This is a genomic window from Pseudomonas sp. 30_B (assembly GCF_017491605.1).
Classification (GTDB): Bacteria; Pseudomonadota; Gammaproteobacteria; order Pseudomonadales; family Pseudomonadaceae; genus Pseudomonas.
The window spans coordinates 1-757 of record NZ_JAFGYY010000077.1; the positions used below are offsets into that span (position 1 = coordinate 1).

At 69.9% G+C, this 757-nt stretch carries 1 protein-coding gene; it reads left to right on the forward strand.

Annotated features, from left to right (window positions below; genetic code table 11):
* A partial coding sequence (locus J5M67_RS27275) for a polysaccharide biosynthesis/export family protein (RefSeq protein ID WP_207888524.1) occupies nucleotides 1–757 on the forward strand: 757 nt, incomplete at both ends.

The following is a 757-nucleotide window of genomic DNA, read 5'->3' on the forward strand; positions in this document are numbered from 1 at the left end:
ACCTACCGGTCGCTCGACAACGTTCCGGTTCCCGACGATTACGTGCTCGGCCCCGGCGACGAAGTGCTGCTGCACGCGTGGGGCGGCGTCGCGGGCGATCAGCGCCTCGTCGTCGACCGCAACGGTCAGGTGAGCATTCCGGGCGTCGGTGTCGTGACGGTGGCGGGCGCGCGCGCGTCCGAGCTCGATTCGCTGCTGCGCGGCGGGCTTGGCCGATATTTCACGGATTTCAACGTGAATGCGGCGCTCGGGCGTCTGCGATCGATCCCGGTGTATGTCGTCGGCAAGGCGATGTCGCCCGGCAGCTACACGGTGCCCGGCACGTCGACGATCATCGGCGCGTTGTTCGCGAGCGGCGGCCCCGCGTTCAACGGCTCGATGCGCGCGGTGGCGCTGTATCGCAATGGCCGGCAGATCGCCGCGCTCGACGTCTACGGCTTTCTCACGCGCGGCGCGGTGAAGGACGATGTCCATCTGCTGCCGGGCGACGTCATCGTCATTCCGCCCGCCGGGCCGCGCATCGCGCTGACGGGCGCGCTCGACGCGCCCGGCATCTACGAGCTGCGCAAGACGAGCGAAACGTTGCGCGAGCTGCTCGACGACGCGGGCGGCGTCACCGCGCTCACGAGCCTCGACCGCGTGATGATCGAACGGGTGAACCCGGCCGACGGCGCCGCGCCGCGTTCCGTGCAGGAAGTGCGGCTCGACGAAGCGGGGCTCGCGACGGTCGTGAAGGACGGCGACATCGTGACGCTGT